We start from the raw sequence: 24,496 nt of genomic DNA on the forward strand, positions 1-24,496 counted from the left end.
AGTTTTATGCAACTGGCCTGTACTTGACTTGGGCTTTGGGCCATAAAGGCTTTTTTGAACCTTTCCCACGGCTCCCTAGACAATGCCCTTTTTCAGTGAACCCGCCAAACTCAGTGCCTTCGAAGCCAAATTTGAAGCACAAAAAATCGCCTTCGCTCCGGTCAGTTTTCAGGTGACCCGCTGCCTGCTGCAGTTCGACATCCTCAAGCATATAGATGCCGCAGGCGATGAGGGCATTAGCCTTGAGATACTCAAAGAACAAACCGGGCTGACAGAATATGCTCTGGGCGTTCTGCTCGATATGGCGCTCTCCATGGGGCTAGTTTGGCACAAGGGAGACGATTACATTCTCGACAAGACAGGCTGGTTTCTGCTGCATGATGATATGGCCGCCACCAATCTCAATTTTATCCACGACATCTGTTACCAAGGCCTGTTTCATCTGCAACAGGCGCTGGAGCAAGGCTCTCCCGAGGGACTGAAAGTATTCGGCGATTGGCCCACTATTTACCCAGCACTGAGCCAGTTACCGACAGAGGCCAAACACAGCTGGTTCGCCTTCGATCACTATTATTCAGATCACGCCTTTGACAGCCTGATGCCGCGCATATTTGCCAAAGGGCCGGCTCATTTGGTGGATATCGGCGGCAACACCGGCAAATGGGCCTTGAAATGTGCCGGCTACAATACACAGTGCCGGGTAACCATAATGGATCTTGCTCCCCAGCTTGAGCTGGCCGCCGAGGCCGCAAAAGCCGCAGGTTTGAGCGGGCGGATATCCGGCCTGGCGTGCGATCTGCTTGCCCCTGACGGCCCCTTTGTGACCGACGGCGATCTCTATTGGATGAGCCAATTCCTCGACTGTTTCAGCGAGGCACAAATCCTGGCCATCCTGCAGGCTTGTGCCAAAGCCATGCCGGCGACAGCCGAGCTCTGCATTCTGGAAACCTTCTGGGACAGGCAGCCCAATGCCGCCTCCGCCTACTGTGTCAATGCCACCTCGCTCTACTTCACCGCCATGGCCAATGGCAACAGTCGTATGTATCACTCTAAGGTATTGCTGAAACTACTGCAACAGGCAGGTTTCTATGTCGATGAAGATATCGATGACATAGGGCTTGGGCATACTCTGCTGCGCTGCAAGCTTAAATAGATTTGAATCAATGAATAACTTAATTTCAATTTTATTAATCAAAGACCGATTTTAGACTAGGACCATCAAATTGGAATCTAGAGGTCACAGTATGAAACTCGTTGCCACTACCACTGAAGAACTCAGCACTCGCGAGTCCAAGTTCAGTAAAGCCGCTTTCAAGCGACTGCCAAGCCCTCTGGCCGGGTTGGCGCTGGCTATCGCCAGCCTGGGTTGGGCCTGGGAAAACGTGTCAGCAGAATTTCCCGGCCTGGCATTGGGCGCGGCGGTTGCCGGCATATTACTGTCTCTGCTGACAGTCAAATTCATTCTGCATCCTGAATTACTGAATGAAGAACTGCGCCACCCTGTAGTCGGCAGTGTGCTGCCCACCTTTGCCATGGCACTGATGGTGATCTCCAAAGCCGTAGGGATCCATCTTCCTTTGTGTGGCTTCCTGATCTGGTTGACGGCTATCGCCATTCACTGCTGTTTACTGGCAGCCTTTGTGCTGCATAGAGCAATGGACTTCAACCTGGAGCATATGGTGCCCAGTTGGTTTGTGCCCCCTATCGGCATGGTGGTGGCCGCCGTGACCTTTCCCGGCGCCGAAGCCGGCGAGGTAGGCGCCCAAATCGCTCACATCATTCTGATGTTCGGCCTGGTGAGTTACTTGGTGATGCTGCCTGTGATGCTCTATCGCTTAATCTTCTGTAACCCGGTCGCGGATGCAGCCAAGCCTACCATAGCGATTCTGGCAGCACCGGCCAGCCTGTCTCTGGCCGGCTATCTGACCCTGACCCCGGAGCCTGAGCTTTGGTTGGTCGCCCTGCTGCTGAGTCTGGCCCTGCTGATGACCCTGGTCATCTATCTGGCCTTCCTGCACTTGCTGCGCCTCCCTTTCAGCCCTGGGTTTGCTGCCTACACCTTCCCCATGGTCATAGGAGCCACTGCCCTACTGAAAACAGCCGCCTGGTGCAACAGCCAACCCATGCTGCAATCGCTGCACCGGCCACTGGCGCTACTTGGAAATATTGAGCTTGTGATAGCCAGTGCTATTGTCGGCTTCGTCGCTATCAGTTACCTCAGACACTACCGCCCATGGTCTCTGGGAAACTGAAATTCCCATACACAGAAACCTGCAAAATCGTGATTTGCATCACACTTTTGCGATTTATTGAATCTTCAATGGTCCATTGAAATCTACTCAAGCTCCTAGACAAAGCAAATTCAATTTTTTATTCCGAACAAATTTAAACAAATAAAATACATTTGCGATCATATAAATTCACACAAAGGAATAATTTACTAATTAATGTGACTAATTAGTCAGCATGACCAAGAATCACAATAAATAAATGCTGTACGTTATAATTATGATAAAAAAATGATTAAGTTTGGTTTCAGGCCAATTTAATTACATCTGTATCATCCTTGTTGCACTTTTTATTTCACTAAGGTTATATTCCTGATACGTCCGGAAACATTATTTAATTAATTCGGATGAAAAAAATAAAAAACACACAAAAGTATCAGGGAGAAAAACATGCAAGCTAATTCTAAATTAGCCAAAGCGGTGCGCTTTGCGTTAATTAGTGGCGCAGCAGTAACCGCTATATCCATCCCCACTGTTCAAGCTGCAGATGATGGCGAAAAAGTGGAACGTATTGAAGTAACGGGTTCACGCATTAAGCGTACCGATATGGAAACGGCTACTCCAGTGACAGTGCTCAGTGCCGATGACATGGCCAAACAAGGCTTTACCAACGTCCAAGATGCGTTGGAAAGCTTGACTTCAACGACAAGTGCTATGACAACTCAGGCCGTACATGGGTTTACCCCAGCGGCATCTTCCATCAGCCTTCGCGGCGCAGGAGCGAGTCGTACCCTGACGCTGATCAATGGCAAACGCTTGAATCAGTATCCAAAGCCTGCTGGTGGCACTGACAACTTCGTTGATACTGCGAACCTGCCAATGGAAGCAGTTGCACGTATTGAAGTATTACAGTCTGGTGGTTCAGCTATTTATGGTGCCGACGCTGTTGGTGGTGTAGTTAACATTATCCTTAAGCGAGACTTTGAAGGCGTTGCCCTGAAATACCGCCATGGGGATACAACCAATGGCGGTGGCACCAGCGATCGTATTGCCCTTTCATTGGGTGCATCAAACGACCGCGGTAACATTTCTACTTTTATCGAATTCACTGACACTGAACAGTTGAAAGCAACTGACAGGGACAATTTTGGCCTGCATACGGACAAAGTACCTTACAGTGAGTTTTCTGCATACAGTTCGTACGGCGCACGTATTACAGGCCCAGCGGGTAGCCCAGCAGTAGGCAGCTTGCCAATGGATCGCTGTATCGCAGAAGGTTACTTGTGGAACAATGGTACCTGTGGCTTTGATCGCACCCAATGGCGAGATCTGGCACCTGAGAGCAGCCGTTTCATTAGTTCAACCAACTTCAACTATGAATTGTCTGACAACCTGACTTTTGTTGGTCGTCTTGACTTTGCTCAAGCCAAATCTACAACTCGTATCGAGCCTATGGCTACCGATGACTTCAAAGTTAAGGTTGCCGGTGACACTCTGACTCTGACGACAGATTTAGATTCTACGCTGAGTAAAACATTTAATAAGACAACCGGTCTCGGTGGTGACTTTGCCAATGCAACTGATGGCGATTACACCTATGTACGGCGTTTGCATGAGTTTGGTCATCGTGCCGGTGAAACCAATACCCGCAATTATTTTTTCACTGCTGGTCTTGAAGGCATGCTGGCCGATACCTACTCTTGGGACGCCTCCGTCAATTATGGTCGTACCAATGTTGATGTATACAGCAGTGGCTTCGCCAGTGTTGCCAACATGTATAACTACATAGCCCAAGGCAAAGATGGTGTTTCTTTCCTTGCACCTATGAGTGCCGCAGATGTCAAGAACACTAGCTACTCACCTTTCGAGCGTGCCCAATCAACTCAGAAGAACGTTCAAGCCAATATCTCCGGACCTGCGTTTGAACTGCCAGCCGGCGATGCTGAGTTTGCCTTCGGTGCAGAGTGGACCAAACAAGATTATCAAACTGAATCTGATTCCGAATCAACTAAAGGTAACATCCTCAGCCGAGGTGGTTCGTCTGGTGCAGGTGAACGTTCATTCTGGGCAACGTATGCAGAGCTTCGCGTTCCTGTAACAGAGCAATTGGTGGTCGATGCGGCGGTTCGCTATGACAGATATGATGACTTTGGCGGCAACTTGTCTCCACAGTTGACCATTGAATATCGTCCTATCGACGAACTCTTGCTGCGCGGTGCCATAGGTAAAGTATTCCGTGCCCCCGATATGCACAGAGTATATGGCGATGCCACCAAAGGTTACGCCACTGTTATCGACTTCAAGCAATGCCAAGCGTTGGGTGGAATACCTGGTGAAGCTTATGACAACAATCCGACTCTCAATGAAGTATGTAAAGAACTTCATATCGACAGTACTACAGGTGCCAACAAGGATCTGAAGGCTGAAGAAGGTTACACCGCAAACATTGGTGCCGTTTATGGTGGCGATGCCCTGAATGCCTCTTTAGACATTTGGGAGTGGAAACTGGACGATATGGTCAGTGATATCAGTGCCGAAAAAGCAGCTCGTGAGTACGATACTTACGCCGATATGATCACCCGTAACGATGCAGGAACCATTACTCACATCAACGCGGTTGCTCAAAACCTGGCGTTCCAAAAAGTTCGTGGTATTGACCTGACTGCAGGTTATGGTTGGGATCTAAACGAATTCGGTGAACTGAAACTGAACTTCAATGGTACCTATATCTTATTGTCAGAAGGTCAAACAGATCCTACAGCAGAAATTGATGACGATCTGGATGATGGTGGTCTCCCACGTTATCGTGCCAACCTGGTATTGGGCTGGTATATAGATGATTTTGAAGCGACTCTTGGAGCATACCATACAGCCCGTATGCACGGCCTACAATACAAATCATTCAAACGTTCAGCTATCAAAAACGGTGAACAGTTTGATGAGAGCGCCCACGAAGTTGCATCTCAAACACGTTGGAACTTGACTGCTGCCTACAACATAACAGACAGCATCAAAGTCACTGCCGGTGTAGTCAACATGTTCGATGCGGGTCCAAACTTTGACCCAACTTATACTTCATGGCCTCACTACCCACGCTCCATATACAATGCCCGTGGGCGAGAGTGGTTCATTGAAGGTGAAGTGAAGTTCTAATCGTTCCACAACAACAAAAACGGCACATCATAATGTGCCGTTTTTTTATGCTCATTTCTTCCCCGAAGATCCTTTATCACGAACCTAAGAACCTGGCTTTCTGAAGTTTAAAAGCCGGTATAACGCTTAAGTTCGGTATCGATAACCTGTTCGATAAAGACTTGCCTTATGGTTCGACCGGTACCACAGCAGGTTCTGCAGCGTACGATAGCGTCGGTCGCTTCTCCTACACCAGTCTGAGCTATTCCTTCTAAGCTCATTTAAACTGGATATTATTCGGTAAATAAGCGGCTCATTTTGCGCCGCTCATTATTTATTCAACCAACCTCGAAATTGTTAATTTAATGTTTTTATAATGTTTTTAAATATGGGAATTGATGTTTTTCTATAGTTTCAAAACATCTGATTACATCTTTATTACAATAAATAATCGGGTAACAAGCATTTAACCACTTGTATTATTTGTATCTTAATGGTTACATTTTGTCGCCGAATTGTTCTATACCGGCTCGAATAAATACAAAAAGACAAAATAAATATCATAAAAGGATATAAATGATGAATCTCAGTGTCAGCAAAGCTGTGCGCTTCGCCCTCTTTGGCGGTGCAGCAGCGGCCACTCTTAGCCTACCTGCAGTTCAAGCCAACGAAAACGAACAACTGGAGCGCATCGAAGTTACCGGTTCACGTATCAAGCGTACCGACATGGAATCGGCACTGCCGGTAACTGTGATGAGTTCTGAAGACATAGCCAAAACCGGCCTGACAGATGTTTCTGCGGTACTGGCACAAATGCCATACAACACTGCGGGCAGCTTCATCAGCGACGCCGGCAGCTCTGCCAGTAACCATGCCAGCTCGGGCATGCGTGGTCTGGGTTCAAACCGCACCCTGACCCTGATCAATGGCCGCCGTATCGCACCATCAGCCACTTTTGGTGCCGATGCAACCAACCTTAACCTGATCCCTATGGACGCCATCGAGCGCATTGAGATCCTTCGTGACGGCGCTTCTGCCATCTATGGTTCCGATGCCATTGGTGGTGTAATCAACATCATTCTGAAGAAGAACTATGACGGTCTTGGATTCGATCTGAAATACGCCAACCCGACTCAGGGTGGCCGTGATGAAATGTCGGCGTCGATGACCTTCGGTAACACTGGCGATAAGAGCACCAGCCTGGTAATCATAGAGCACAAGAAGTTTGATCCTCTCAAGGGTGGTCAGCGTGATCATTTGACCGCCAACTGGGATGAGGCCTATGGCCGCAGCTCTCTGTATGCACCGGAAGGTACCTGGCGCCCAGTGGCTGCCCGCCCAGGCAAAAAAGAAGACGGAACCTTTGAAACGCCAACCTACACAGGTAACTATGTACCGGGTAAAGACTGTCCGGCCGATCAAATCGTTCAGAGCAAAGATGGTCCACGTTGTGGCTATAGCATGTATGAAGGCACCGATTACCTGCCGGATCAGACCAAAGACTCTTTGTTCAGCAACCTGACTTACAGAATTACCGACAACCTGGAGTGGTTCGGTCAGGCGATTGTGATGCGTGACAAGTCCACGACTTCCTCTACCGCACTGTGGACCCCTAACCTGTACATAGCTGCCGACAACCCACTGAACCCAACTTATGGCACAGCCAACGCAAGCGAAGTACAGGCTTACCACCGTCTTACCGGTGTGGCCGATCGCAGCACGACGTTCAAGTCCGATGTGATTGACGTGGTTACCGGTCTGAACCTGGAGCTGGATGCCGGTTCACTGAACTGGTATGTACAGTACTCAGATCAGCAGGTAGACATAAGCACTGACTCCTACGTATTTGAAGACAACCTGCAACAAGCCGTAGACGCCGGCCTGTACAACCCATTTGTTCTGGGCGGCAATGCTACTCAGGCAACCCTGGACAGCTTCCTGCACACCGCCACCCGTCAAGCTGACTCCAAGACCACAGCGACTGCCATTTCCTGGGCTGCGCTGGCGCCTATCGCACTGCCAGGCGGTGACATAGGTTATGCCGTGGGTGCCGAGTACCAGAAGATGGAATTCAGCGATCGCCGCGACGCGCAGCAAGCTGCCGGCAAAGTACTGGGTACTTACGGTGGTGACTCCGCCGGTGAGCGTAACTACAAGGCTGCCTTTGTTGAGCTGGAACTGCCGGTCACTGACGATCTGAACATCAAACTGGCCAGCCGTTATGACCAATACAGCCTGCCGGACGAAGGCCAGCTGTCCAGCTCTATCAACCTGCGTTACCAGTTGTTGGATAACCTGGTACTGCGCGCCTCTTACGGCCAGGGTTTCCGTGCTCCGTCACTGGATGATCTGCTGGGCGAAGCCGCTACCAGTTATGACAGAGTGATCGACACCAAAGGCTGTCAGATGCTGCCGGCTGACCAACGCGAAGGCGCTGATGTGTGTGAGTCAACTCAGTATCTGCGCAAGAGTTCAGGTAATCCGGAGCTGAAACCTGAAGAGTCTGATCAGTATGCCTTCGGTGCAGTGTGGAACATCACTGATGATATCTCTCTGGTTGTGGACTACTACAACATAGAGATCAGCAACCAGGTCAGCTACGTTGGTGCCCAGACTATTCTGGATCTGGAAGCCACGACCGGCCTCGGTGCGTACGATCCTAAATATGTCTATGTGAAGCGTGATACCGACGGCAAGATTGAAGAGATTGGCGCCGGCTACATCAACATGGACGGGGTACAAACCTCGGGTCTGGACGTCTCTTTCAGCTCGCGCTTCGAGCTGGGTAACTACGGCAACCTGAAGTTCGCACTGGAAGGCACTTATGCACTGGAATACACAGAGCAGGCCAGCCCGGTCGACCCACGTTACGATGTGTTGGGTACCAAGGGATACCCTGAGCTGCGCTTCAACTCCACCTTCAGCTATGAGTATGATGCCTTCAGCGCCTCGCTGATCGCCAAGTACATAGACTCCTATGCCGGTGAAACGCCACAGCAGCAAGCTGCCAATATCGACAAGCAGGACTTCGGTTCCTTCACCACTTGGGATCTGGCCATGAACTATGACTTTGACAAGTTCGGTAAAGTCACAGTCGGTGCCCGTAACCTGTTCGATGCCATGCCTGCGGTGAACTATGAACTGTCCTACCCAGGTTATGACGCCGATACCCACAACATTATCGGCCGCGTAGTCTACGCGGGTTATCAGATCCGCTTCTGATAAACGCTTTAATAGCCAAAAGCGCAGTCAATGACTGCGCTTTTTTTGTTTAATTCCATCCTCAACAATCAAGCATGGAGCGTCATTCCGCTTTGTCCTGTGTGGTAACCAAAACTTCCCGTACCGGCAACCATGCCTGACAGCCCAGCATGGCCACGAGGGAAACCAGCAAGGCCGGTACCACAGGGTGAATATGAAGCGGCAAAGGCAAGGCCAGCCATTGCAGCATTCCATAACTCAGCAATCCGGAAATCATCGCGGCAAACACCGAGTTGCCAGTCAATGAAGGCCAGAATACCGCCGCCAATATTGGCCAGAGAAACACCGCCTGCAGCGCGCCGAAAGCCGCCAGATTGAGCCAGACTATCATGGCCGGCGGCTCCAGCGCCCAGTAACAGGCGAGCGCAGCAATCATCAACATAGCGATGCGGCTCAAACGCAGCTGGCTTTGCGCCGAGGTTTGTGGCCTCACCTTAACCCAGGCATCCCGCACCAGACTGACCGCCGCCTGCAGCAACATGGAGTCCACCGACGACATCACGGCGGCGATGGGCGCCGCCAGCAACACCCCGGCAAAGAGCGGCGAAAACAGTCCGGAGATCAAGGTAGGCATGATTTCATCCGGTACCTGCAAATCAGGATAAAGCGCCCGCCCCATCAGTCCGATAAGATGCGGTAACAAGGTCATCAAAACACTGATAAGGGTGCCCCAAATAATGCCTTTCTTGAGCGCCCGGGTATCTTTAACCGCCAATAAACGCACCACAGTATGTGGCAACCCAAGCGTACCGAAACAGATAAGCACCCAAAACGACAGCATCATGGGCCAGCCCAGTTGCCCTTCATTGCCGTGGGGCTGCAACAAGGCAGGATCTTCGCTGGCCACCTTGGACATCAACTCTGTCATCCCACCATGGCCAAGCAGGGTGAAAAACAGCAGCAAGAGCCCCATTAGCATTACTATTCCCTGAAAGGCATCTGTGATGGTCACCGCCCTAAAACCACCGCTCAGGGTGTAAGCCAACACTGTCACCACAAACAGTGCCAGCCCCAGGCTGTAGTCGATACCGCTGACCCCGGCAAACAACCTGGCGCCACCGATAAACTGCACCGTTATCATGGCGATAAATCCAAGCACCAAGGAGCCCAGCGCCAACATGCTGACTCCTTTATGTTCGAAGCGAGCGTCCAACCACTCAATCAAGGTGGCGTAAGGCGCCTTGGCCGCGAGGATCTTCGGCCCCAGCACTCCCAGGGTCAGCATGGCAACCGGCACCTGGATCAAGGCAAGCCATACCCAGCCCAAACCTATCTTGTAGGCGGCGCCCGGACCACCTATAAAAGAGCTGGCGCTGGTATAGGTGGCCACCAGCGTCAAGGCCAACATGGGGCCATTGAGAAAACGGCCACCGATAAAAAAGCGCGCCGCCTTATCCTGATAGAGGCTGGCCTTGTCTTGTCTGGCGGCAATAAAGCGGGTCAACACCAGGCTGAGCAACAGATAAAGTAATACCGGGATAAGAGTGGTCACTCTTTATGCCCTCCCCGGCCAAACAGGTAGAAGAGTCCCATAATGAAAAACAGCGGGGTCAGGATACAGGACAGCCAAAACCACAATGGCAGGCCGTAATAGTCAGGTTTTGAGTCCCAGACCCCCATATCGGTCAACAGGGGTCCCAGAGCCCACAACAGGGCGTAAATCAGGGTAAGTATGATGGCCAGACGTGCCATGGATGGCATAACGGCCTCCTTGGATTGCTCCTGGGGTTGGAGCGTGACAGCAAAAAGAAAGCGTTGATTCTAATCAACTCTTCCCCCGAGTGCCAAGGCATGACTCAAGTTACGCTTTGGTTGTTGGATAAAGTTATCACCCGGTTACCTGATGATATTCCGTTAACTTTTTGACTGCATGCCGAATTAACCATGACAGGACTCACAGCCCTGAGCCTGCTCCCGAACAGGTCACAACGGCCCAAAATTCAAGACCTGACTCAAACTTTGACACCGATTTGTGAAGCTGCGGAAATAAGGATTTACTTAAATAGACTGTCGGCGGATCCCCCTGTGTCGGCGCTATGGCATACAATTGTTAACCTGCTCGCAAAATTTAGCTTTTCCCTGTGGGTAAAGGCCGATATCAGATGCCGACAGCGCGGCTCTGTGTTAATATTTTTGTGGTAAATTGGTAAGACCAATTTTAAGGTTCGATGCATAACGAGCGATTCTTTGAACAGACTTTCTCGGGGTAGCTAAAACCTCAACCTGGGCTCTGTAAGTAAAGAAGGTGGAGATTGCGGCAACATGGGAGATGTAAACATTTCCAGTTTGCAGCCATTCATCGCGAGCAACAGCACAGATTGGACTTTTATAACGTGTTACAAGCTTAGGCTTGGGTTAAACACCAAATAGAAAGCACAGGCTGCGGTAGATAACACTGCAAGACAATTAAGATTGCGGTGAATTGTTTCAAGACGGTTTTTCAGGCAAAAAAGGGATGGCAAAAGGTAGTTTAATTTCATAATTCAGATTATACGGCGATTAAATTGATCTGAATCACGTAATTTAATTACATTTTGCTTATAGTTAACGAATTCGATGGCTCAAGGGTCATCACACAGAACAAGCGATAAATGAATTTCATAACCTAAACCGGTGGCCAGCCACCAAATGAGCGAAAGAAGGCAGCTATGAACAACAGTCCTAGCCCATTTGATGCATCAACCCCTGCCAATACTGCGCAGAAGGTCGAGGATGCGGCCGTCGTCAAAATCGGCCGCGATACCCAGTCGACCCTGTTGCTGGCCATGACTGCGGGGGTGTTTATTGGCCTCGCGTTTATCTTCTATGTTGTCGCCACTGCCGGTGGCAGCGCCCTTCCCTACGGTCTCAACAAACTCATCGGCGGCCTGTGCTTCAGCCTGGGCCTGATGTTGGTGGTGGTTCTGGGCGGCGAACTCTTCACCTCTACCGTATTAACCATTACTGCCAGAGCCAGCAAACGGGTCACCACCAAGGCCTTACTGCGCAACTGGGGGCTGGTCTATCTGGGCAACTTTATCGGCGCCATGCTACTGGTAGGCCTGATGATCACCGCCAAACACTATGATGCCGGCCACGGTTTGATAGGCCTTGGTTACATGAAGACAGCTCAGGCCAAACTGCACCATGACTTTTTCCAGGCCATCGCCCTCGGGATCATGTGTAACATCATGGTGTGTCTGGCGGTATGGATGGCCTATGCCGGTCGCTCGGTCACTGACAAACTGCTGGCCGTGGTGTTGCCGGTTGCCATGTTTGTCGCCGCAGGCTTTGAGCACTGCATCGCCAACATGTTCCTTATTCCCATGGCCATTATCAGCAAAAATATGGCCGGCACTGAATTCTGGACAAGCGCCGGGGTCAGCCCCGAGCAGTTTGCCGATCTCACATGGAGCCAATTCGTGTTCCATAATCTGGTTCCCGTCACTCTGGGTAATATCGTGGGGGGAGCTTTATTTGTAGGGTTGACTTACTGGTTTGTGTATCGCCGTCCCTTGCTGGCCAAGCAAGGCAGCGAGGCCAGCAAGTAACTTTATCTCAACTAGAAGGTATGAGTACTATGACCGAGAAAACTGAGCTGTTTGCAAGCGCATGGGAAGGCTTTGTTCCCGGCGATTGGAAGACCGAAGTCAATGTACGTGACTTTATCCAGAAGAACTACACCCCCTATGAAGGTGATGAGTCTTTCCTGGCTGGCCCCACCACTGCGACCACAGCCCTGTGGGACAAAGTCATGGAAGGCATCAAGCAGGAAAACCGCACCCACGCTCCGGTCGACTTTGATACAGACAAAGTCTCTACCATAGATTCCCATGATGCCGGCTACATCAATCAGGAACTGGAAACCATTGTTGGTTTGCAGACTGATGCGCCACTCAAACGCGCCATGCTGCCCAACGGTGGTATCCGCATGGTTGAAGGCTCCTGCGCCGCCTATGATCGCGAGCTGGATCCTGAAATCAAATATGTCTACTCCGAACTGCGTAAGACCCATAACCAGGGTGTGTTCGATGTTTACACTCCGGAAATTCTCGCTTGCCGTAAGTCAGGTGTACTGACAGGTTTGCCCGATGCCTACGGTCGTGGCCGTATCATTGGTGACTACCGTCGCGTAGCCCTCTACGGTATCGACTACCTGATGAAGGACAAGGTTGCCCAGTTCACTTCACTGCAGGCTCAGATGGAAGCCGGTGAAGATCTGAGCAACGTAATCCAGTTGCGTGAAGAGATTGCCGAGCAGCACAGAGCACTGGGCAAGATGAAGAAGATGGCAGCCAAATACGGTTATGACATCTCCGGCCCTGCCAAGAATGCCAAAGAAGCCATCCAATGGACCTACTTCGGCTATCTGGCCGCGGTGAAGAGCCAAAACGGCGCCGCCATGTCTCTGGGCCGTACTTCAACCTTCATCGACGTTTATATCGAACGCGATCTGAAAAACGGCGTGCTCACCGAAGAGCAGGCTCAGGAAATGATCGACCATTTCGTGATGAAACTGCGTATGGTGCGCTTCCTGCGTACTCCTGAATACGATGAGTTGTTCTCAGGCGACCCAATCTGGGCTACCGAATCTATCGGTGGTATGGGTCTGGACGGTCGTCCACTGGTGAGCAAGACCAGCTTCCGCTTCCTGCACACCCTGTACAACATGGGCCCAAGCCCAGAGCCAAACATCACTGTGCTTTGGTCCGAGCAGCTACCTCAGCCATTCAAAAAATACTGCGCCAAAGTGTCTATCGACACCAGCTCCATCCAGTATGAAAACGATGACCTGATGCGCCCTGACTTCGAGTCTGATGACTACGCCATCGCCTGCTGCGTGAGCCCAATGGTTGTGGGCAAGCACATGCAGTTCTTTGGTGCCCGTGCCAACCTGGCCAAGACCATGCTGTACGCCATCAACGGTGGTGTGGATGAAAAGCTGAAAATTCAGGTTGCTCCCAAGGCAGATCCTATCACAGACGAAGTGCTCAACTATGATGACGTCATGAGCCGTCTCGATGGCCTGATGGATTGGTTGGCAACTCAGTATGTCACTGCGCTGAACACCATCCACTACATGCACGACAAGTACTCTTACGAAGCCGCGCTGATGGCGCTGCACGACAGAGACGTACGTCGCACCATGGCCTGTGGTATCGCCGGTCTGTCTATTGCTGCCGACTCACTGTCTGCCATCAAGTATGCCAAGGTGAAACCGGTTCGCGATGAAAACGGTATTGCCGTAGACTTCGAAATCGAGGGTGATTATCCCAAGTTCGGTAACAACGACGCCCGTGTTGACGACATCGCCTGTATGCTGGTTGAAGGCTTTATGGCCAAAATTCGTGACAAGAAGATGTACCGTAACGCCATCCCAACCCAGTCAATCCTGACCATTACTTCCAACGTGGTGTATGGTAAGAAGACAGGTAACACTCCGGATGGTCGCCGCGCCGGTGCACCATTTGCCCCGGGTGCCAACCCAATGCACGGCCGTGACGAGAAAGGCGCTATCGCTTCACTGACTTCAGTGGCCAAGCTGCCCTTCGCTCACGCTCAGGACGGTATCTCTTACACCTTCTCCATTGTGCCCAATGCACTGGGTAAAGATGAAGATGCCCGCCGCACCAACCTGGCCGCGCTGATGGATGGATACTTCTCCCACAAGCCAGGCCATGAAGGTGGTCAGCACCTGAACGTCAACGTGATGAACCGTGAAATGCTGGAAGATGCTGTCGTCAACCCTGACAAGTATCCACAGCTGACCATACGTGTTTCAGGCTATGCAGTGCGCTTCAACTCACTGACCCCTGAGCAACAGCAAGACGTGATTACCCGTACTTTCACCAAAGCACTGTAATCCGCGTTTGAAACCGGGCTGCAACGGCCGCCGCTGCAGCCATTCCAAGGAGAGCACATGACAGTAAAAGGACGGATCCACTCGGTGGAATCCTTTGGCACAGTAGATGGTCCCGGCATTCGCTTTATCGCCTTTATGCAGGGTTGCCTGATGCGCTGTAAATACTGTCACAATCGCGACACCTGGGATCTGGATGGCGGCAAGGAAGTGACGGTCGCGGAGCTGATGGAACAGATAGTCAGCTACCGACCTTTTTTGGAAGCCAGCTGTGGTGGCGTGACCGCCAGCGGTGGTGAAGCTGTGTTACAGGCTGAATTCGTTGCCGAGCTATTCAAGGCCTGCAAGGCCGAAGGCATTCACACCTGTTTGGACACCAACGGCTTTGTCCGTAAATACACAGAGGTGATCGACCAGTTGCTGGACAACACAGATCTGGTACTGCTGGACATCAAACAGATGGATGATGCCAAGCACATAGATCTCACCAAGGTCAGCAACCAGCGAACATTGCAGTTTGCCGAATATCTGGCAAAACGAGGCCAGAAAACCTGGATCCGTTACGTGGTTGTCGGCGGCTATACAGACGATGAAGCCTCGGCCGAAAAACTGGCTGAATTTATCAAGCCAATGACCAATGTGGAAAAAGTGGAATTACTGCCCTATCACGAACTGGGCAAACACAAGTGGGAAGCCATGGGTGAGCACTATGAACTCGACGGCGTGTCGCCGCCGGATCGCGAAACCATGGAGCGAATAAAGGCTATATTTATCCAGAAAGGGATCAATGCCGGCTACTGATTCAGAGTTCTTCCCAAAATCCGGCATCGAGACGTTCAAAGGCCAATTTAAGGATCTGCGCCATATCCATATAGCAGGCCTTGGCCCCTAAAGGGCGACTGCTCACCCCAAGCCCGGAAAGCTTGGCATTGAGTTGATTTCCCCAATCGAGCAAGGACAGCGGCAAGGGATGGCGAGCACGCCAACCCAGCCACAGATAGCCCTGCAAAGGCAGGCTGAGAAAGAACAGAAAGATAGCTATGGCCTGGGGCAGATAGTCCCAACCATAGAAATAGAGTGGCGCAGCAGCCGATAGCATGGCCAACACAGGCATCAACTGCAACGCCAACTGAGTGGCACGAATAACGCGAAACTCAGGAAAAAAGAAACCCAGTTGTCTGACCATGGGCCAGGTCTTCATATAACGATGACCTTCCCTCACGGTTTTGAGAAAGTTAAGGCTCAATCAAGGCACCTGAAACAAGCATAATATTGCTTTTACCTTAGCACAGTTCCCTATTCGGCCCCAACAACGGCTTGACGGCAGGAACGCAGTGAAACAGGTTACAGGCGAGTCCAGTTCACCCGTAACTCATTAATTAAAAACGGCGAAAGGTTTTTAACATGTCTAAAAAACTGGTATTGGTTCTAAATTGCGGCAGTTCTTCTTTGAAATTTGCAGTCATGGATGCACTCACGGGCGATGATCAGATCTCAGGTCTGGCCGAGTGCTTTGGTCTGGAAAACTCCCGCATCAAATGGAAACACAATGGCGAAAAGCATGAAGCCGCACTGGGCGCATTTACCGCGCACCGTGAAGCCGTGGAGTTTATTGTAAACCAGATCCTGGCTCCCCTGCCTGAACTGGCGTCACAGATCCTGGCGGTGGGTCACCGTATCGTGCATGGCGGCGAAAAATTCACCCGCTCGGTTATCATTGACGACCAGGTGATCAAAGGTATCGAAGACTGTGCCTCACTGGCACCGCTGCACAATCCGGCGCACCTGATAGGTATTCGTGCTGCCATGGCCTCGTTCCCAAGCCTGCCTCAGGTTGCCGTGTTTGACACCGCCTTCCACCAGAGTATGCCTGAGCACGCCTTTGTCTATGCCCTGCCCTACAAGCTTTACCGTGAGCACGGCATTCGTCGTTACGGCATGCACGGCACCAGCCATCTGTTTGTCAGCCGTGAAGCGGCCAAGGTGCTGGGTAAAGAGCTGGCCGATACCAATGTAATCTGTGCTCACCTGGGCAACGGCGCTTCGGTCACGGCGGTTAAAGGCGGCAAGAGCATGGATACTTCCATGGGCCTGACACCACTGGAAGGTTTGGTGATGGGAACCCGCTGCGGCGATATCGACCCCTCCATCATCTATCATCTGGTGCACCAACTGGGTTACACCCTGGAGGAGGTCAACAACCTGCTGAACAAGCAGAGCGGCCTTTTGGGGATCAGCGAATTGACCAATGATTGCCGTGGTATCGAGGAAGGATATGCCGAAGGTCACAAAGGTGCGACACTGGCACTGGAAATCTTCTGCTATCGTCTGGCAAAATATATCGCCTCCTACACTGTGCCATTGGGCCGTCTGGATGCCGTGGTCTTTACCGGCGGCATAGGTGAAAACTCCGACATTATCCGCAAGAAAGTGCTGGAACTACTGTCCATCTTCAACTTCCAGGTCGATGATGAACGCAACCTGGCCGCCCGCTTCGGCAATGGCGGAATTATCACTAAAGATGAAGGCACTCTGGCCATGGTCATTCCCACCAATGAAGAGTGGGTCATCGCCGAAGACGCTATTAGTTTGATAGAAGAATAATATGACCAATCAGCCGCCTGGTTAGCCTGGCGGCTTTCATGTTTTTTGACTTTACAAGATTCACCGGAAAACCATCGACTCCGAAGAGGTTTTTATGTCCCGTAACATTATGTTGATCCCCATAGGCACTGGCGTCGGTCTGACGTCTATCAGCCTGGGGATGGTTCGTGCATTGGAACGCCACGGCGTTAAAGTGCAGTTCTTTAAACCCATTTCCCAGTTGCGCCCGCAGGATCACGGCCCTGAGCGCTCAACCACCATCCTCAGCAAGTCCCCCACGGTCAACCCGCTTGAGCCGTTTGAAATGGCCCACGCCGAAGCGCTGATCCGTGCCGATCAGACGGATGTGCTGATGGAGCAAATCATCGCCCGCGCCAGTGAAATTGCCGACAACACTGAAACCCTGATCATCGAAGGCCTGGTGCACACCCGTAGCCATCCGTTTGCCGATGATGTCAATTATGCCATTGCCAAGGCGCTCGACGCCGATGTGATTTTTGTCGCAACCCCAGGCAACGACAGCCCGACCGGGCTGATGAACCGCCTCGAAATCGCCTTTAACTCCTGGGGTGGCAACAAGAACAAACGTCTTATCGGTGCCATCATCAACAAGATTGGCGCGCCGGTGGACGACGAAGGCCGTGCCCGCCCGGATCTGTCTGAAGTATTCGACCATCAAGGCGTTCAGCGCAGCGATACCGCCGGTATGTTCCAGTTGCCGGGCAAGAGCCCACTGAGGATCCTCGGCAGCGTGCCTTACAACCTGGATCTGGTGTCCCCCAGAGCATCCGACTTGGCCAAGCACCTGCGTGCCCGCATCATCAATGCCGGTGAGATGAACACTCGCCGTCTGCGCAAGGTAACCTTCTGTGCCCGCTCGATTCCCAACATGGTGCAGCACATTAAGACAGACTCGCTGCTGGTCACCTCTGGCGATCGCTCCGATGTTATCGTTTCTGCCTGTCTGGCAGCGATGAACGGCGTCAAGATTGGTGCCTTGCTGCTGAGCGGCGGTTATGAACCTGAGCCTGAGATCATGGCCTTGTGTGAGCAGGCCTTTGAAACCGGCCTGCCTGTGTTCCTTATCGATACCAATACCTGGCAGACCTCACTCAATATTCAACGCTTTGACCACGAAGTACCTGTGGACGATGCAGTGCGCATTGAATTGGTACAGGAATATGTTGCCGGTCATATCGATCAGAGCTGGATTGAAAGCGTCACCGAAAACTCGCCCCGCGAGCACCGCCTGTCGCCACCGGCTTTCCGCTACAAACTTACCGAGCTGGCCCGCGCCGCCCGTAAGACTGTGGTGCTGCCTGAAGGCGATGAGCCACGCACCATCAAAGCCGCCGCCATCTGCGCCGAGCGCGGTATTGCCCGCTGCGTACTGCTAGGCAAACGCGACGAAATTCTGCGTATCGCAGCCCAGCAGGATGTCATTCTGGGAGAGGATGTCGAGATTATCGATCCCGATGAAGTGCGTGAGCGCTATGTCGAACCTATGCTGGATCTTCGCCGTCACAAGGGCCTGACCGAAGTGGTTGCCCGTGAGCAGTTGGAAGACAACATGGTGCTGGGCACCATGATGCTGGCCCAGAATGAAGTGGACGGTATCGTTTCCGGTGCAGTCAACACCACGGCCAACACCATTCGTCCACCACTGCAGCTGATTAAGACAGCGCCCGGCTCCAGCCTGGTCTCTTCCATCTTCTTCATGCTGATGCCGGATCAAGTGCTGGTATATGGTGATTGCGCCATCAACCCGGATCCCAATGCCGAGCAGTTGGCCGATATCGCCATCCAATCGGCCGAGTCGGCCAAAGCCTTCGGCATTGAGCCCAGAGTGGCGATGATCAGCTACTCAACCGGTGACTCAGGGACAGGCTCGGATGTGGATAAGGTGCGTGAAGCCACCCGGATTGCCAAAGAGAAGCGTCCGGATCTGGTGATTGACGGCCCACTGCAGTACGACGCCGCAGTAATGCCCAACGTGGCTCGCTCCAAGGCGCCGGACAGTCCGGTTGCCGGTAAGGCAACTGTGTTTGTGTTCCCGGATCTCAACACGGGTAACACCACTTATAAGGCCGTTCAACGAAGCGCCGATCTGATCAGCATAGGCCCTATGCTTCAAGGTATGCGTAAGCCGGTGAACGATCTGTCCCGTGGCGCCTTGGTGGATGACATAGTCTACACCATCGCCCTGACCGCTATTCAGGCCACTCAGAGTAATTAATGGTCCGATAGCTAATTCAAGAAAAGCGTCTGCTCCGGCAGGCGCTTTTTTGTGGTCTATTTCACATAGGAGTGTACTCACTCAGCGAGCATCAAAGCTGGGGAACAGATTGGGTAATGAAAGGTTTATCGGGATAAATCGATGCCGGCCTGCACACATGCGCGTCTTTTCAACCTACCCTTTGGAGCTCGCAGCTCAAACCTCTATAAGAACTGATATTGGATACTGACTGCGGCTTTTATCAGCAAAAGCTGTACAAAATCAACGCAAAGGATCCTTTACGCCAGTTATGATTCAGCCAGGAATGAGTCATTAGGAAAGAAACGGATAGGGAAAAGTGCCAAGCGTCAAAAAATAACCAGCGACAATTTAACGACGATATCAATCGCTTAGGAAGTATATATCGAGTCTTCAACACACTTATCCACAGATTCTGTGGATAAGAATCTCTGCGTTATCCTCTTTATATGCCACAGGATCGCCGATCCCGTCAAGCGTGCGGCATCGGCTTGCGATCAATACTAAAAAAACCGATACTGTTTGGCACCAATCATCAGGGTCAACACTATGAGATATTTACTTTTTCTTTGTCTGCTAGGCCTATTTGGCTGCAATGATGACCCGAGTAAAGCCACTATAGACAGCCCGGAACAAGTCGCCCTGGGATTCTTTCAGGCCATCTACGTAGATAAGGATGTCGAGAAGGCAACCCATTATGTCGATGATCCGATGAAGGAGGTGCTGAAAAGTTACTATATAGCCGCCTCTGTACAGCGCCATATGCTCAATCTACAGATGACAGATGTCACCCTGGAGATTGAAGAGATAGATATCGACTTCTTTCGCAAGTTCACCGATGACGTGACTGTCGTGGTCAAATTTACCGGCCGTAGAGGTGGCCGCCCCTGGGTCGATGACAGAACCATTCGCCTACATAAACGGGGCCGGGCCTGGGTGATAGTGGAAATTCTCCCGGAAACCGGCAAGATCAACTCAGGTTCGCTGTAATAATTGTGCACTGACCCACGCAAGGGCCGAAGAGGTTTATCCCTCAAAGCCCGCCGTGCTAAACTCACAGGCAATTTTCACTCAGTCTGATTACTATGAAACAACTGTTGGATTTCCTGCCGCTGGTCATCTTCTTTGCCGTTTATAAGTTTTACGATATCTATGTCGCCAGTGGCGCCTTGATAGCCGCAACGGCGCTGCAACTCGTGGTGACCTACCTGCTGTACCGCAAGCTTGAGAAAATGCATCTCATCACCTTTGCCATGGTGGCCGTATTCGGTACCCTGACCTTGGTGTTTCACGACGATGCCTTTATCAAATGGAAAGTCACTATAGTCTATGCCCTGTTCGCCTTGGGTCTGGGTGTCAGCCAATTGCTGAATAAGCCTGTACTCAAGGGCATGCTGGGGCAGGAACTCAAGGTCGCCGACAAGATATGGGCCAGAGTCACCTGGTACTGGGTCAGTTTCTTTATTATCTGCGGCCTTATCAATATCTATGTCGCCTTCAGTCTGAGTCAGGAAACCTGGGTCAACTTCAAGGTCTTTGGCTTGACCGCAGTGACGCTGCTGAACACCATAGCAACCGTGGTTTATCTCTTTAAACACATCCCCGAAGAGCAACGCAAGGAACTCAAATAATGTGGTATATGATCTCATCCCAAGATGTTGAAAACAGCCTGGAAAAACGTCTTGCCGCTCGTCCGGCCCATCTACAGCGCCTACAACTGCTGGCCGATGAAGGACGATTGATGCTGGCCGGCCCACATCCCGCCGTGGACAGTGAAAACCCGGGGGACGCCGGATTCAGCGGCTCTTTGGTGGTGGCCGAGTTTGAATCGCTGGAAGCCGCCCAGGCCTGGGCCAATGCCGATCCTTATGTTGCCGCCGGCGTTTATCTGAGTGTTATCGTTAAACCCTTCAAACGAGTGCTGCCCTGATGAAAATCGTTTCCTTCAATATCAACGGACTGAGAGCTCGTCTGCATCAACTACAACAGTTGATAGACAGTCACCAGCCGGACATCATAGGGCTGCAGGAAACCAAGGTGCACGACGAAGCCTTCCCTCTGGCCGAAGTGGAGGCCATGGGGTATCAGGTACATTTCCACGGTGGCAAGGCCCACTATGGCGTGGCTCTGTTATCCAAACAGGCCCCCATTGAGGTTCAAAAAGGCTTTCCCACCGACGATGAAGATGCCCAGCGCCGGCTTATCGCCGGAAAGTTCATCCAGGACAACGGCCGGGTGCTGACAGTGATTAACGGCTACTTCCCCCAGGGGGAAAATATCAATCACGAGACCAAGTACCCGGCCAAGCGTAAGTTTTACGCCGATCTGATGCAGTATCTGCAAAACTCATTCAGCCCGGATCAGGATATTGCCATCATAGGGGATATCAATATCTCGCCGCTGGATCTGGATATCGGCATCGGCGATGCCAATGCCAAACGTTGGCTGAAGACGGGTAAATGCAGCTTCCAGCCGGAAGAGCGTGAATGGTTGCAAACCCTGCTGGATTGGGGTTTGGTGGATACCTTCCGCCAGTTGCATCCACAGCGCAGCGAACGCTACTCCTGGTTTGATTATCGCAGCCGTGGCTTTGATGATAACCGCGGCCTGCGTATCGATGTGATCCTGGCAACCGAGTCGCTGGCAAGCCGCTTGAGTGAGGCCGATGTGGATTACGCGCTTCGCGGCATCGACAAGCCCTCGGATCACGCGCCTATCTGGAGCTGTTTTCGCTGACATTGTTGCTAACGCTGGATGGCGCTGCGGATGCTGACCACAGCAAGCGGCACGCCTGAAGCAAAGCTCAGGAAACGCTATAACGCAAAACGCCGACATCTGATGATGCCGGCGTTTTTTATGGCTCAGCTTCTAGCCGTTCAACTGGTTTTATACTGTGCCAACAGCCGGGTCAGAGAGGCAGAAGCCTGGGCCAGTTTTTGACTCAGCTCTATCGCCCTTTCGCTGGCCTGGCGCATCTGATCCGAGTGGCTGCGGATATCGCCAAGCTGCGAGCTGATCTCCCGGGCCGACACGCTTTGCTCTTCGGCCGAGGCTGCGATTTGGCTGCTGCGATCAAATACCGCATCCACTGAGCCACGCATCCCCTCAACATCCGTACCCACCTGAATGATCGCCTGGCGGCTTTCATCGGCCTGCGACACTATCGCCTCGGTCAGCTGAGACAAATTGCGGCTGCCCGCCTGTAAACCCTCTATCATACGTTGAATTTCCACTGTCGCTTCCTGGGTTCGTCCCGCCAGGGTCCGCACCTCGTCGGCAACCACAGCAAAGCCGCGCCCCTGTTCACCGGCTCTGGCCGCCTCAATAGCGGCATTGAGCGCCAGCAGATTGGTCTGCTCGGAAATGCCATCAATAGTGGTCACCACAGCGCCAATCTCGGTAGCATCCCGCGACAGTTGCGATACCGAAGAGAACGCCTCGGCAATCCGGCTCGACAACTCACCTATGCTGGCAACCGTTTCTGCTATATGTCTGGCACCCAGGCCCATCTGAGAGGCATTATCCCGGGTCTGGGAAGAAGTTTCGGCGGCGTTGTGGGACACTTCGGTAATGGCATTGCTCATCTGCTCCATCGCCGTGGCCACAGTATCGAGAAACTGCCACTGAATTTTGCCCATCTCATCACCGGCAGCGGCTTGCTCGGCAAATTCGGAAGCCGCCATCGACAAGGTTTCAGCATTACTGCTGATGGCGGTGACCATTTCGCTCATGTTATCGGCGCAGCGGTCAATCTCGCGGGCTATCAGGCTGAAATCATCTGTACCGAAGAAATTGAGCCTAAAGCTCAAATCGCCGTCAGCCAGGCGTTTGATCGCCATATACATATCCCATAGTCCGCCGCCAAGAGAGGTGGAGATCCAATAGCTGAGTTGAAACAGCGGCAACAGCCCGACAAAGGCCCACAGCAGCAACCAGTTCGCCCTGCTGAGCATCTCTTGCTCTTGCAGTGTTAAGCTGTCACCGAGCCAGTAGTTACCATCATGGCTACTGAGCATAACTTTGATCTCAGCGCGCGGTTCATTACGGCTAAGACCTTGCTGCTGTAGCCAAAGATCGCGCCCCTGCTTGGGCGCCAACTGGAGCAGGGTCTCGGCTTTAGCTTGTAAACGCGCCTCAGCGCCCTGGGTTACACTGGCATCCAACTGCCACCAGTTAGCCAGTGCGATAGCGACGGTTATGGCGCTAACCAGCGAACACACAAGCCAGAATTTACCGTTGAGACTGAACTTAATCAGCATGGCATCAACTTTTCTAAACTGGATCTGCTTCATCAGTGCTCCTCAGCGCGAAGCTAAAAGCCGGGACAGGATCCTGGCAATATAATCTATTACTCCACCGCCCTTTCGACCGGCAGAGGTTTTGTTTGAGTTTGACGACTGCGACTGGTTTGGCAATAGCCCATGAGGTCGGTCAAGCGACTCATGGCATAACCGAATACGGCGCCAATCAGCAGCGGCGGCATAATAGCTGTAATATCCGCCGACATGGCAAAGGTGATGCAACAACCAATAAAGGCACCGGGAATAAAGTTAAGTTTACCGAAACAGGCCTGCAGGCACATGGCACTGGTGGCTATACCGGTGAAGATCCAGCCAAATAGCGGCGAGACAAAGAAGCTACTACCACTGATGATAAGCCAAGCCCAGAATACTCCCGATGTATTGGTGCACCAGGCCTGAAGCAGACCGGCAAAACCACTGCGTCCTTGAGCAAAGAAAGTACTGCATCCTAGAAACCCTATCCAGGTGATCAGCCCAAAGGTGTCGGCAATCCCACACCAGACAGTGGCCAAGAGACCGGCAGATATTGCTGCATGCCAACGCTGTTGCATAGGAGTATCTCCACAAAATGTAAACATTGGTTAAATTACCCCGATTTTGATAACAAAAACCGGATCTACACCAAAAAAGGGCTTATTAATGCCGAGATCCGGCTCACTTTGCAAACGTTTGGTAGTAAAAAAACAATAATGGAGTGAATTTTAGCCAAGTAAAAAATCCACCTGCATAGCAGGTGGCTTTGAACAGCCCCCTAGAAGGGGGCTAAAAGAATCACCCATCCAAACCAAGCTTGATCTGACCGTTTGATTCCTCTGCCTCTACTTTCTGTTGATACCTTACATATCGACGAATGATCTCTTCGTTTGCTCCCACTGAA

The 24,496-nt window shown here is 51.8% G+C and carries 18 protein-coding genes and 1 pseudogene; 13 read left to right on the top strand and 6 right to left on the bottom strand.

All coding sequences use genetic code 11. From position 1 onward, the window contains the following. The first annotated feature begins 82 nt into the window (after positions 1 to 82). The 4 genes from N512_RS0103100 (at position 83) to N512_RS0103115 (ending at position 8,582) form a co-directional block, all read left to right on the top strand. Positions 83 to 1,153: a methyltransferase gene (locus tag N512_RS0103100; protein ID WP_028779370.1), complete on the top strand. Its 1,071-nt coding sequence runs from the start codon at positions 83 to 85 to the stop codon at positions 1,151 to 1,153. 91 nt (positions 1,154 to 1,244) lie between these two features. Then, positions 1,245 to 2,252, top strand: coding sequence for a TDT family transporter (locus N512_RS0103105; protein WP_028779371.1), 1,008 nt, complete (start codon positions 1,245 to 1,247; stop codon positions 2,250 to 2,252). 426 nt (positions 2,253 to 2,678) lie between these two features. Next, the gene (locus tag N512_RS0103110) at positions 2,679 to 5,381 is read left to right on the top strand and encodes a TonB-dependent receptor (protein WP_028779372.1); all 2,703 of its coding nucleotides are present in this window, start codon (positions 2,679 to 2,681) and stop codon (positions 5,379 to 5,381) included. 555 nt (positions 5,382 to 5,936) lie between these two features. After that, positions 5,937 to 8,582: a TonB-dependent receptor plug domain-containing protein gene (locus tag N512_RS0103115; RefSeq protein WP_028779373.1), complete on the top strand. Its 2,646-nt coding sequence runs from the start codon at positions 5,937 to 5,939 to the stop codon at positions 8,580 to 8,582. An 82-nt stretch (positions 8,583 to 8,664) separates the two neighbouring features. On the opposite strand, the gene panF is transcribed toward N512_RS0103115, so the two are convergent. Both panF and N512_RS0103125 read right to left on the bottom strand, forming a co-directional pair. Continuing rightward, complete coding sequence (gene panF, locus N512_RS22115; RefSeq protein WP_051472624.1) at positions 8,665 to 10,113, bottom strand: sodium/pantothenate symporter; 1,449 nt, start codon at positions 10,111 to 10,113, stop codon at positions 8,665 to 8,667. Continuing rightward, positions 10,110 to 10,322: a DUF997 family protein gene (locus tag N512_RS0103125; RefSeq protein ID WP_025011781.1), complete on the bottom strand. Its 213-nt coding sequence runs from the start codon at positions 10,320 to 10,322 to the stop codon at positions 10,110 to 10,112. The genes panF and N512_RS0103125 overlap by 4 nt, the downstream gene beginning before the upstream one ends. Positions 10,323 to 11,269: 947 nt before the next feature. Between N512_RS0103125 and focA the strand changes: the two genes are divergently transcribed. Genes focA through pflA form a run of 3 tightly spaced genes read left to right on the top strand, consistent with a single transcriptional unit; the run spans position 11,270 to position 15,261 of the window. Beyond that, on the top strand, positions 11,270 to 12,151 hold the full coding sequence (focA, locus tag N512_RS0103130) for a formate transporter FocA (RefSeq protein WP_025889524.1): 882 nt from the start codon (positions 11,270 to 11,272) through the stop codon (positions 12,149 to 12,151). Positions 12,152 to 12,180: 29 nt separating this feature from the next. Then, on the top strand, positions 12,181 to 14,463 hold the full coding sequence (gene pflB / locus N512_RS0103135) for a formate C-acetyltransferase (RefSeq protein ID WP_028779374.1): 2,283 nt from the start codon (positions 12,181 to 12,183) through the stop codon (positions 14,461 to 14,463). Positions 14,464 to 14,520: 57 nt separating this feature from the next. Beyond that, a complete protein-coding gene (pflA, locus tag N512_RS0103140) occupies positions 14,521 to 15,261 on the top strand; it encodes a pyruvate formate lyase 1-activating protein (protein ID WP_025011778.1) in 741 nt (246 codons plus the stop codon). A 1-nt stretch (position 15,262) separates the two neighbouring features. Here pflA and yfbV read toward each other — a convergent pair whose 3' ends face one another. Beyond that, the gene (gene yfbV, locus N512_RS0103145) at positions 15,263 to 15,706 is read right to left on the bottom strand and encodes a terminus macrodomain insulation protein YfbV (RefSeq protein ID WP_028779375.1); all 444 of its coding nucleotides are present in this window, start codon (positions 15,704 to 15,706) and stop codon (positions 15,263 to 15,265) included. A 158-nt stretch (positions 15,707 to 15,864) separates the two neighbouring features. On the opposite strand from yfbV, the gene ackA reads away from it, so the two are divergent. The 6 genes from ackA to xthA all read left to right on the top strand — a co-directional run bounded on the left by ackA (position 15,865) and on the right by xthA (position 22,054). After that, positions 15,865 to 17,064: an acetate kinase gene (ackA, locus tag N512_RS0103150; RefSeq protein WP_025011777.1), complete on the top strand. Its 1,200-nt coding sequence runs from the start codon at positions 15,865 to 15,867 to the stop codon at positions 17,062 to 17,064. A 94-nt stretch (positions 17,065 to 17,158) separates the two neighbouring features. Then, the gene (pta, locus tag N512_RS0103155; RefSeq protein ID WP_028779376.1) at positions 17,159 to 19,300 is read left to right on the top strand and encodes a phosphate acetyltransferase; all 2,142 of its coding nucleotides are present in this window, start codon (positions 17,159 to 17,161) and stop codon (positions 19,298 to 19,300) included. Positions 19,301 to 19,867: 567 nt separating this feature from the next. After that, positions 19,868 to 20,308, top strand: coding sequence for a hypothetical protein (locus N512_RS0103160; RefSeq protein ID WP_025011776.1), 441 nt, complete (start codon positions 19,868 to 19,870; stop codon positions 20,306 to 20,308). 95 nt (positions 20,309 to 20,403) lie between these two features. Then, positions 20,404 to 20,949: a septation protein A gene (locus N512_RS0103165; protein WP_025011775.1), complete on the top strand. Its 546-nt coding sequence runs from the start codon at positions 20,404 to 20,406 to the stop codon at positions 20,947 to 20,949. Next, the gene (locus N512_RS0103170) at positions 20,949 to 21,248 is read left to right on the top strand and encodes a YciI family protein (protein ID WP_025011774.1); all 300 of its coding nucleotides are present in this window, start codon (positions 20,949 to 20,951) and stop codon (positions 21,246 to 21,248) included. Before N512_RS0103165 ends, N512_RS0103170 begins: the two co-directional genes overlap by 1 nt. After that, on the top strand, positions 21,248 to 22,054 hold the full coding sequence (gene xthA, locus N512_RS0103175; RefSeq protein WP_025011773.1) for an exodeoxyribonuclease III: 807 nt from the start codon (positions 21,248 to 21,250) through the stop codon (positions 22,052 to 22,054). The genes N512_RS0103170 and xthA overlap by 1 nt, the downstream gene beginning before the upstream one ends. Before the next feature lie 140 nt (positions 22,055 to 22,194). Here xthA and N512_RS0103180 read toward each other — a convergent pair whose 3' ends face one another. From N512_RS0103180 to N512_RS24305, 3 genes and pseudogenes are all read right to left on the bottom strand, one after another. Next, the gene (locus tag N512_RS0103180; protein WP_028779377.1) at positions 22,195 to 23,610 is read right to left on the bottom strand and encodes a methyl-accepting chemotaxis protein; all 1,416 of its coding nucleotides are present in this window, start codon (positions 23,608 to 23,610) and stop codon (positions 22,195 to 22,197) included. 56 nt (positions 23,611 to 23,666) lie between these two features. After that, positions 23,667 to 24,170, bottom strand: a complete 504-nt coding sequence (locus N512_RS0103185) for a DUF1097 domain-containing protein (protein WP_028779378.1) — start codon at positions 24,168 to 24,170, stop codon at positions 23,667 to 23,669. 220 nt (positions 24,171 to 24,390) lie between these two features. Beyond that, positions 24,391 to 24,496: pseudogene (locus N512_RS24305) on the bottom strand (IS200/IS605 family transposase); the annotation flags it as partial.

This window comes from Shewanella sp. 38A_GOM-205m (assembly GCF_000518445.1).
Lineage (GTDB): Bacteria > Pseudomonadota > Gammaproteobacteria > Enterobacterales > Shewanellaceae > Shewanella > Shewanella algae.

Bases quoted from the DNA above. Each gene is read 5' to 3' on its own strand.
- N512_RS0103100 (WP_028779370.1), top strand. From the start codon at position 83: ATGCCCTTTTTCAGTGAACCCGCCAAACTCAGTGCCTTCGAAGCCAAA.
- N512_RS0103105 (WP_028779371.1), top strand. From the start codon at position 1,245: ATGAAACTCGTTGCCACTACCACTGAAGAACTCAGCACTCGCGAGTCC.
- N512_RS0103110 (WP_028779372.1), top strand. From the start codon at position 2,679: ATGCAAGCTAATTCTAAATTAGCCAAAGCGGTGCGCTTTGCGTTAATT.
- N512_RS0103115 (WP_028779373.1), top strand. From the start codon at position 5,937: ATGATGAATCTCAGTGTCAGCAAAGCTGTGCGCTTCGCCCTCTTTGGC.
- N512_RS0103125 (WP_025011781.1), bottom strand. From the start codon at position 10,322: ATGCCATCCATGGCACGTCTGGCCATCATACTTACCCTGATTTACGCC.
- focA (WP_025889524.1), top strand. From the start codon at position 11,270: ATGAACAACAGTCCTAGCCCATTTGATGCATCAACCCCTGCCAATACT.
- pflB (WP_028779374.1), top strand. From the start codon at position 12,181: ATGACCGAGAAAACTGAGCTGTTTGCAAGCGCATGGGAAGGCTTTGTT.
- pflA (WP_025011778.1), top strand. From the start codon at position 14,521: ATGACAGTAAAAGGACGGATCCACTCGGTGGAATCCTTTGGCACAGTA.
- ackA (WP_025011777.1), top strand. From the start codon at position 15,865: ATGTCTAAAAAACTGGTATTGGTTCTAAATTGCGGCAGTTCTTCTTTG.
- pta (WP_028779376.1), top strand. From the start codon at position 17,159: ATGTCCCGTAACATTATGTTGATCCCCATAGGCACTGGCGTCGGTCTG.
- N512_RS0103160 (WP_025011776.1), top strand. From the start codon at position 19,868: ATGAGATATTTACTTTTTCTTTGTCTGCTAGGCCTATTTGGCTGCAAT.
- N512_RS0103165 (WP_025011775.1), top strand. From the start codon at position 20,404: ATGAAACAACTGTTGGATTTCCTGCCGCTGGTCATCTTCTTTGCCGTT.
- N512_RS0103170 (WP_025011774.1), top strand. From the start codon at position 20,949: ATGTGGTATATGATCTCATCCCAAGATGTTGAAAACAGCCTGGAAAAA.
- xthA (WP_025011773.1), top strand. From the start codon at position 21,248: ATGAAAATCGTTTCCTTCAATATCAACGGACTGAGAGCTCGTCTGCAT.
- N512_RS0103180 (WP_028779377.1), bottom strand. From the start codon at position 23,610: ATGAAGCAGATCCAGTTTAGAAAAGTTGATGCCATGCTGATTAAGTTC.
- N512_RS0103185 (WP_028779378.1), bottom strand. From the start codon at position 24,170: ATGCAACAGCGTTGGCATGCAGCAATATCTGCCGGTCTCTTGGCCACT.